Origin of the sequence: Meiothermus hypogaeus (assembly GCF_003574035.1) — a bacterium.
Taxonomy (GTDB): Bacteria; Deinococcota; Deinococci; order Deinococcales; family Thermaceae; genus Meiothermus; species Meiothermus hypogaeus.
This window is the reverse complement of sequence record NZ_QWKY01000113.1, coordinates 1-8,016: the sequence shown is the minus strand read 5'-3', so window position 1 is coordinate 8,016 and position 8,016 is coordinate 1. Positions and strand designations below refer to the sequence as shown.

The 8,016-nt window shown below is 57.0% G+C and carries 13 protein-coding genes and 1 pseudogene; 11 read left to right on the top strand and 3 right to left on the bottom strand.

The features are described 5' to 3' along the window. Positions 1-68 precede the first annotated feature (68 nt). Genes Mhypo_RS16515 through Mhypo_RS18230 form a run of 3 tightly spaced genes read right to left on the bottom strand, consistent with a single transcriptional unit; the run spans position 69 to position 2,768 of the window. Complete coding sequence (locus Mhypo_RS16515) at positions 69-1,286, bottom strand: tyrosine-type recombinase/integrase (protein ID WP_119342346.1); 1,218 nt, start codon at positions 1,284-1,286, stop codon at positions 69-71. Between the two features lie 2 nt (positions 1,287-1,288). Beyond that, positions 1,289-2,365: a restriction endonuclease gene (locus tag Mhypo_RS16510; RefSeq protein ID WP_147075444.1), complete on the bottom strand. Its 1,077-nt coding sequence runs from the start codon at positions 2,363-2,365 to the stop codon at positions 1,289-1,291. A 46-nt stretch (positions 2,366-2,411) separates the two neighbouring features. Continuing rightward, the gene (locus Mhypo_RS18230; protein WP_276309764.1) at positions 2,412-2,768 is read right to left on the bottom strand and encodes a LexA family protein; all 357 of its coding nucleotides are present in this window, start codon (positions 2,766-2,768) and stop codon (positions 2,412-2,414) included. Between the two features lie 408 nt (positions 2,769-3,176). Between Mhypo_RS18230 and Mhypo_RS18920 the strand changes: the two genes are divergently transcribed. The 11 genes and pseudogenes from Mhypo_RS18920 to Mhypo_RS18415 form a co-directional block, all read left to right on the top strand. Next, positions 3,177-3,395 carry a helix-turn-helix domain-containing protein gene (locus tag Mhypo_RS18920; RefSeq protein ID WP_119342343.1) on the top strand — a complete coding sequence of 73 codons (219 nt, stop codon included), beginning with the start codon at positions 3,177-3,179 and terminating at the stop codon, positions 3,393-3,395. 15 nt (positions 3,396-3,410) lie between these two features. Further along, positions 3,411-3,623, top strand: a complete 213-nt coding sequence (locus Mhypo_RS16495) for a helix-turn-helix domain-containing protein (RefSeq protein ID WP_119342342.1) — start codon at positions 3,411-3,413, stop codon at positions 3,621-3,623. 34 nt (positions 3,624-3,657) lie between these two features. Then, positions 3,658-4,002 (top strand): hypothetical protein, encoded by a 345-nt coding sequence (locus Mhypo_RS16490; RefSeq protein ID WP_186814647.1) that lies wholly within the window; start codon positions 3,658-3,660, stop codon positions 4,000-4,002. 125 nt (positions 4,003-4,127) lie between these two features. Then, positions 4,128-4,355 carry a hypothetical protein gene (locus Mhypo_RS16485; protein ID WP_147075442.1) on the top strand — a complete coding sequence of 76 codons (228 nt, stop codon included), beginning with the start codon at positions 4,128-4,130 and terminating at the stop codon, positions 4,353-4,355. Then, complete coding sequence (locus tag Mhypo_RS16480; protein ID WP_119342340.1) at positions 4,355-4,609, top strand: hypothetical protein; 255 nt, start codon at positions 4,355-4,357, stop codon at positions 4,607-4,609. Before Mhypo_RS16485 ends, Mhypo_RS16480 begins: the two co-directional genes overlap by 1 nt. A 612-nt stretch (positions 4,610-5,221) precedes the next feature. Continuing rightward, positions 5,222-6,352: a rolling circle replication-associated protein gene (locus tag Mhypo_RS16470; RefSeq protein ID WP_119342338.1), complete on the top strand. Its 1,131-nt coding sequence runs from the start codon at positions 5,222-5,224 to the stop codon at positions 6,350-6,352. Next, positions 6,352-6,543, top strand: a complete 192-nt coding sequence (locus Mhypo_RS18225) for a hypothetical protein (RefSeq protein WP_170148338.1) — start codon at positions 6,352-6,354, stop codon at positions 6,541-6,543. Before Mhypo_RS16470 ends, Mhypo_RS18225 begins: the two co-directional genes overlap by 1 nt. Next, positions 6,536-6,943: a hypothetical protein gene (locus Mhypo_RS16465; protein ID WP_119342337.1), complete on the top strand. Its 408-nt coding sequence runs from the start codon at positions 6,536-6,538 to the stop codon at positions 6,941-6,943. The genes Mhypo_RS18225 and Mhypo_RS16465 overlap by 8 nt, the downstream gene beginning before the upstream one ends. Before the next feature lie 2 nt (positions 6,944-6,945). After that, on the top strand, positions 6,946-7,257 hold the full coding sequence (locus Mhypo_RS16460; RefSeq protein ID WP_119342336.1) for a hypothetical protein: 312 nt from the start codon (positions 6,946-6,948) through the stop codon (positions 7,255-7,257). 42 nt (positions 7,258-7,299) lie between these two features. Next, positions 7,300-7,758: a hypothetical protein gene (locus Mhypo_RS16455; protein WP_119342335.1), complete on the top strand. Its 459-nt coding sequence runs from the start codon at positions 7,300-7,302 to the stop codon at positions 7,756-7,758. Positions 7,759-7,800: 42 nt separating this feature from the next. Then, a pseudogene (locus Mhypo_RS18415) lies at positions 7,801-8,016 on the top strand (hypothetical protein); the annotation flags it as partial.

The following is an 8,016-nucleotide window of genomic DNA, read 5'->3' as shown; positions in this document are numbered from 1 at the left end:
TTTTCGTCCAGAACTGGTGCGCCCGGCAGGACTCGAACCTGCGACCTAAGGTTTAGGAAAACCTGGCATTATCTTTTGACGGTTTTGACCAGTTTTGATTTTGCTTTGCCGGACAGATTCTTTTGCTGCTTCATGTTTGTTGTAACCAGTTCATTTTGTTCAGTTCTGCCACCGTGTAGGTGTAATAAGGTGTCAAGGTTCAGGGCCGCCCGGCGCTGGTCTTCCTCTTGAAGGTGCTGGTAAATCCGCAGGGCTAAGCTGGGGTCTGCGTGGCGCAACCGGTCGGCCACCTGTTTGGGATTGAGGCCTGCGCGAAAGGCCAGCGAGGTGTAGGTGTGCCGGATGCCGTGGGGGCTGATGTAGGGCACGCCCGCCTTCCGGCAAAGCAATTTGAGCACCCTGGCCGCGTTGCGGTGGGTGATAGGGGTTCCCACCTCCGAAGGAAAAATCAGGCCGTTCTCTTTCCAGCGCTTGGCGGTGGCCCGCTCTTCGGCCTGGCCCTGGCGGTGGGCGGCAAGCAGAGCTTGGGTATCCGGGTCGAGGTATAGCGCGGCCTGGGAGTGCCGGGTTTTGGTAGGGCCAAATGTGCCATCAAGCCGCAAAGTTCGGCGCACCCACAATCGCTCCCCCTCCCAGTCCTGCCACTGAAGGGCCAGGGTTTCGCCAATCCGAAGCCCGGTAGCGAGCATAAAAGCAAACATGGGGTATAGCCGGTGCGGCTGGGCTGCCTCGAGGAACCTAGCCGCATCCTGGGCGGTCCATGCCTGGGCGGGGCGCACCCGGCCCCCTGATGGAGGGTCTACCGCCTCTGCCGGGTTGGACTCGACAAGCCCAAGCCGTAAAGCGTCCCGCAAAGCTGCCCGCAAAAACTGGAAGGTTTGCCGCCGGGTGGACGGGGAGAGGTGGGCCAGGTCAGCCAGGAAGGAGCGGATAGCCAGCGGGGTTAGCCGGGTGAGGGGCACCTGAGCCAGCGGGGTTAGCCGCTTTTTATACTCGTCGTACTTGGCGGCAGTGGATGGGCGGATGTTGTGGGTGCGGACGTGTTCGGCAGCCCACCGCTCGAGCCACTCCCCCAGCCGCAAGCGGTGAGGCTGAATCAGCCCATAGCCCGCTTTGGGCAGGAGCCGGGCGAGCCGCTCGGCTACCTCGCGCCGGGTACGCCCGTACACCCAGCGCTTTTGCTGCTTGCCGTCAGGCCCATACCCTACAGTGACGAAGGCCGCCCAGCGCCCGTCCTTGCGCTGGAAGATGGAACCTTCGCCTTTGCCCCGGCGAGTGCGTTTCATATTCAATTACCCGAGCTTTCTACAACCTTCCACCCACCCTGTTTTGCCAAGCGGTAAGTAATCTCAAAGTCTTTGTCCAAGACGACCCTATTCTCCCTTTCACGACAAACCAAAGTCTGCTTCCAGTTTTTTTTCACTAAACCAACCGCCGTGCCACGATCAACCCAAACCCGAACAAATTTTGGAGCCTCCTGTTCTTGAGTAAGCAAAACACAACCATCTTTTCTTCTGCGGTCAACAAATAGTTGAACTCTGGTTCTGATAAAGTCATCGGTAGCAAAGGTTCTCAATCGGGAAGTATCGTTTGTGTTTAGGGCATAGCGGTAGGCTTGGTCGAACCCCAAAAGGGTTTGCCGAACAGCCCTATGCGACAAGGAAAAAAGAAGGTATTGGGCTAATAGCAAACCAACTACAACCAGCAAAAGCACCCACCAGTGCCTTACGAGCTCAAGCAGCCAACTCGACGAAGTTGCGGGTGTAGGCTCGGCAGTAACTACTGGCTGAGCCGGGGGCGCTTCTGGTTTTGGCAAAGGCTCGGGTTCCACCTTTATAGGTTTTGGAGGTGGTGGTGCCTCAACCACAACGGGGCGGTGATCTAGTTCAAGCTCACGAAGTAAATAAGGCTGCTCTGCTGCCCGGTAAAGTAGGGCCAGCTCATCCCGTCCCCACAACTTCACTCCAAGTTGCCTAGCCCTATCCTGAGCATCCTTGGTAAAAGGTGAACCACCCGACTCTACTTTGAACGAAGTGCACAGGATGCAATGGTGCCCTCCATGCAAAGCCATAGCCGAATAGGTATGGCTAACATCGGGGCCGCTAGGTTTCGCGGCGGTGTAGTGCTTGAGCTGGACAATGTAGCGAATGCCATGAGGCGAGATGGCGATGAGGTCGCTTCCCTGGTCGGGGTTGCTGGAGTCACCCTGGCGCTTTACAGTCCAACCCGGCAAACGCTTGAAGAGCTTTTCTACAAAACGCTCGAATAGCTCACCCTTTTTTGCAAACTTGAAATTAGGGCTGAGCCATTCATCTAAGAAAACATCTATGTCCTCAAAAATTTCTAGTAATGCATCGTGAGCCATGGTTAGGAAATTGTTAATCACACCGAACTAAAAACAGGTTCAAGCATCACACATCCCCCGCTCTAAGCACCTTGTACACCTGACCAACGATCCGTACCTCCTTGGGATGCAGCGCGGGGTGCTCGGGGTTAAAGGGCAACCAGACCCACTCACCGTTGAGCTTGCGGGCCTGCTTGATAGTGTAGCCGTCGCCCAAAATCTCCAGCACGTACAACTTCCCAGGTTGAACACTGGTGATACTGGTATCCACTAGCACCATATCGCCCTCACAAATAGCGCGGTCGGTGCCATCATCCATGCTGCTACCTTCAACCATGAACACTGCACCACCAGCTCGCCAAAGATTATTTGGTACTGGGTATTCGTAAGGCTTGCCGCCAGCAGCCACCCCTAGCACCGGCATAAGGCGCGTGTTAATCGGGAAGGCGTCTCTACGATAGCCAGTTGTACGACTTACCTCGGTAATGTACTGAGGGTTTAGGTTTGTAGCTTTGAAAAAGTCCTCTGGCGTCCACTTAAGCGCTTTTATATAAGCAAACAATCTGCGGGCCTCCAACTTGAGCGGATTTACCTTTCCCCGTTCTATATCGCTTACAGTGCCTTGAGATATAAGGTCATCCGTTAGCTCAGGAAAATCGCTTTGCTTTATGCCCAAGTCTTCCCGCCGTACTCTAAGTGCATTGGCCCAATCTGGCCGTGCTACCACCTGGCCTGGCATAAGCAAAGGATAGATTACGGACATAGGCTAATGCTATCATATGCTCCGTATTGGTAGTTGACATAAGTACGGAGCTATCCGTATACTCGAGCCATGATTTACAGGCGAGTTGAGCCCGAAGTACTGATGAGCGTAGATGAAGTGGCAGCGTGGCTAAATGTCTCGATCTACACTGTCAGGAGATACATAAAAACTGGTAAGATCAAAGCCAAGCGCTTAGGGAAGCACTACCGGGTTTTCCCCGATAGTGTTCGTGTTTTTTTGGCCATGAATACGGACGCATCCGTAAAGGAAACAGAGACAACCCCCTAACGGAGGAGGCCCCCAATGACTAACCCCCCCAAAATCGCCTACCGCGTCGAGGAAGCCGCCCAAATCCTGGGCGTTCATCCCAGCACGGTTTACGAGCTGGTGCGGGCCGGGTCTATCCCGCACAAAAGACTAGGCCGCCGGATCATCATCCCGGCCAGGGCCCTCGAGGAGTGGATCAACAGCCCCGAGCCCTGGGCCAGCTATGACTACACCCACGCCAGGAAATAACCCCGGCTTTCGCCGGGGCCAGAAAGGAGTATGTATGGATAGCGTAACACAGAACGCACGGCTCGAGAAGGCCCTACAGATCGCCCTATGCCGGGTGCATGGAGGCGATGTCGAATACGTCGCGCAACTGATTAGCTACCTTGAGGACGACGCGGAGGCCTCCGATTACGCTCCATGCCCTTATCAGGGGTGGCAGGATGCCCGGCGGCTCATCAACGAGATTGAGGCCCTCGAGGTTGCTCAGGGCATCGAGCACGTCAAAGTCATATGGGAGGCCAACCTTGCCGCATACGAGAGCAGGAAGCAGAACATACAGACATTTTTTGAGCTCGAGCTTTTTGAGGAGCGGCTGACTCGGTATCGAATTGGGGGCGTGTAATGAAAATGCCGCTTAGTCGTGAGGTGGCACTGACGGCCGCCGGGCTTTTTTTGGTCTGGCTGCTGGTTGCCTTGCTAGACACGGCTGCGCTCTGGTTGCGCGGCCTGGGGGGGTGAAAAATGTCTATGCAGTCCCAAATCCAACGCGCGGAGATGATACAGCGCCGCCTAGAGTCTTTGGGATACACCGTGCTACTCAACCAGCGCGGCCCTGAACTGTGGATGGCTGAATGCTTTTATGTTCGCGCCCAGGGTAGTGCCCTGGCATTCCGGCGCCCGGTAGCCCGGCAGACTGGCAAAACCCGGCTAGGGGCATTGCTGGCAGTTTGCGGCGAGCTGGGGGTGATGGTCTGATGATCATCAAACTCGAGGACATGATTACCGCGCTACGCCGGGAGCTTGCCCTACGCAAAAACGTCTACCGCCGCCGCATAGCCGAAGGCCGCATGAAACCCGAAGAGGCCGCCCGCGAGTACGCAACCATGCTGGCGGTCATGCTCACGCTGCGGGATGTGCTGGAGGGCGGTGTAGCCGTGGCCAAAGAGGTAGAGCCGGAGGATTTCACCCGCCACCAGGATCGCCTAACCCACCCCATAAAAGCCCAATGATGGACCTGCACCCCTACGCGGGTTTAGCCGCCTGCAACCCCTGCCGCACCGCCCGGTTCCGCCGGGCAGGGCTGCTCATATCGCTGACGTATATGACCTCAGGACGGTGGGAGGCCAAAGTATGGGGGCCTAATGGCGTGTCCCCTGGTCAGCTCGAGGGAATTGCAAAGGCCCTCCATCTCGACTCCTATGCAGTCAGCAGCTATTTAGCGGCAGACTTCAAAACCTACGTGTTTGTCATATCTGGGAGCCGTGACATCGTTCCTGAGCTAAAGGTTGAGTATGATGAACTTACCCAACGCCTCGACACCTTCACGCCAATACCGCGAGTTTAGCCCCCATGTTCAGGGCTACCCCCGTCCGGTCAGCGACCGGCTGGCCCATCATTTGCGCTGCGGATTTTTGACCTTGCCCCCCAAGGATCCCCGATGGGGGCTGATTGATACCTATTTATCAGGTAGGGCCGTCGCTGTTGGTAGGGATATAGCAAAATCCGTTAATGCAATATGGCATCGGCGTATTGAGGCTAGCTGGGTGGGGCCGGGCTTGTCAAATGCTCCATATCTCGACGCCAGGTTCAGCACGCAATTTCTGGGCCTACGGGCCCGACTAATGATCAACCCCGGCACCCTCAAACTCCGAATAGGGGGGCTGCTGCAATCCAAGCTGGGAGGAGAGAGTGCACGCGGCATTATCCGCACGCTCAGCGCGAAGAGCCGGAGCCGGTTGCTCGAGCTCACCCGCGAACTGGAAGCCGCCGACATCTATCCTGAGTTGATGATTACGCTTACCTACCCCCGCGACTGGGAAGGGGCTATATCGCCCGAACACGCCGAGGCCCTGTGGCAATTCCGCCGCGCCTGGGGCCTCATGAACGCTCACCGCTACCGGCCCAAGGGCCCAGGCTGGGGTGAGCGCTGGGCCGAGCTGCGGGCCCAAGTGAGAGCACAGCTTAGGCAGCTGAGGGAAGTGGGGCCGGATGGCAAAAAGGTAAAGGCCCACCTCGAGGCGTTTCGCAAGCGCTTTGAGCGTCGCTTTGGCGCATCTTGGGGGCTGGTCTGGAAGCTCGAGTTTCAGCTCCGGGGTGCGCCCCACATCCACCTTTTCTTGTGGAACTGCCAGGACATTGACCCCGCCGAGCTGCGGGCCTGGATAGGGCGGGCCTGGGCGGAGGTGGTGGCGGGATCCGACTTGAACGCATACTTCGACCCGCAAACGCTGGCCCTCTACGATGCCTACCGCGAGAAGGGCGGGCGGGAATTTGCTGAAGCCATGCTCGAGGGGATGGGGCTAAGTGCCGGCGTCTGGAACCACATTAGGGCTGGTACCAGGGTAGAGGTGATCCGGGAAAAACATTGGGGCTACCTTGCCAAGGAAATACAGGGCGGGATGAAGGCATATCAGCACGCCGTACCCCGCCGCTATCGTAACGTGGGGCGCTGGTGGGGGTACTGGCGATACAAGCGTGCGGGCTGGGTTCAACTGCTTTTTGACCTCGCCGGCGCGTCCATGCATGAGGTCAAAGAGGCCATTGTGAGGCCGTTAGAGGCCGCACTGAAAACGCTTCCCAAAGCGTGTAAAGACTTCAAGGAGCGGGCCAAAGCCATGCTTACTAGATTCTTGAAAACCGGCTCTCTGGTCGCCCGAAAAGTTGACCCCGACGGCATAATCACCGAGGGGGCCTATGGCTACCTCACCGTCTGGGGCCAGGCCGCCGTCAATGCAGCACTGGAGGCCTTGTAATGCAACTCTGCCCTATCCAGCTAAAGTACCGGCACCCCGACCGCTGCAACGCCTTACGCGCCGCCCGAATAATAGGCAAACGCAAAGGCATCAAGTTATACGTCTATCGCTGCCCACACTGCCAGGACTGGCACCTGACCCATCGCTCATCCAGCGAGTTTGCTACCCTGAAGGAGATACACTATGGATAAAAACCTCAACCCCCTTCGTTTGATCATTGCCCTGGCCCTGATCGTCTACCTTGGGTGGCTTTTACTCAAACCCTCGCCCAGCGAAGCGCTGGTTGTACAGGAGACCCCAACCACCCCGACGAGCTCGCCGGCGAAAACTGCGTTACCCACGGCCACTCCAACCCCTAAGGCAGCCCCAGCGCTCCTTTGCCCGGGCACCATCGAACAAGTAACAATAGGCAACTACGAGATCCGGCTAAAAATCTCCGGTTCCGCTGAACGCATCCTGGTCTACACCGACCAGGGCAACGTGACCGCCTCAACCCTCGAGGCCGGCTCCGCCGGAGAATACCGCGTGCGCACACCGGGCCCGGCCGCTGCCGTACAGCTCGACAACTGCGAACCGCTGAACCTGAGGTAAGTATGGACATCAAAAAGGGGTATATCGGAAGATCTGCTTTTCGGCTATTTACACGTAAATCCAACCCCATCACACCCACCACCGCCCAGCAAACCCAACTCATGACCGTGTTGCTGGCAGATCGCCGCAGCGCGGAAAGCATCATGAGCTATGCCCAGGGCGATCTGCGAAATCTGAACGGAGTAGAGATAAAAGAACTGGCCGCGCTGCCTGGGGTGGGTGAGGCCGCAGCCGCAAAGGTGATTGCCCTGTTTGCGCTACTCAACCAGCTTCTTACGCCGCGTCAGAATACGCCGTCTGCCTCAGACGGCTAAAACGGCCTTGCATATCAGATTGCCTACATCGAAGCTGTAGGCATGGCTTTTACCCGTGTACCGGTAAGCAAAAATCAGCAGCTTGGGCCGGGGTTGTATGAAGCCGTGCTGGCTATCAGCGGCGACATCAGCCGCGTAACACGAACCGATCTGCAAAGGGTGCTGTCAGCTAAGTTTGGCCAGGCCGTCGAGGTGGTGGACTGGGGAAGGTCTGGCGGGAATTATGTTTTACAGTTTCGAGTCAGGCAAACCCAGGCCCAGGTACAAAGCGATGACCTGTATCAACCAGCGGCCTTTTTTGTGCCGATCATCATTACGGTAGCAGCTATTGCAGGGGCCATTTATCTGGCATACAGACTCACCATTGAGATCAAATCCGCCTTTGCGCTGGTGTCGCAGCCTGCCCGTGATACCGCCGTAGGCGGTGTAGGCGTAGGCATGGCAGGTCTGGGTGTAGGCGCTGCCCTGTTTGGGCTGTATCTGCTCGCAAAAAGAGGGTAAGCCATGAAACTCCAGCTGCCCGAAACCCTGCTTACCCAGACGGTGGAAACCCCCAGCGGTACGACTGAGGGTATACCGCTGAACCCAGCCCAGCTCGACCCCGTTCTTACCGAAGCGGTAGAGTCCCAGCCCGAGCAGCCCGAAGAAAAAAAACAGCCAGAGCCACAGCCAACCACAGAAAAATCTTTTGCACAAGAACCACAAATCGCGAAAGAGGAAAAAGCCAAAAAACACTCTGGCAAAGGTAAATCCCTGCCC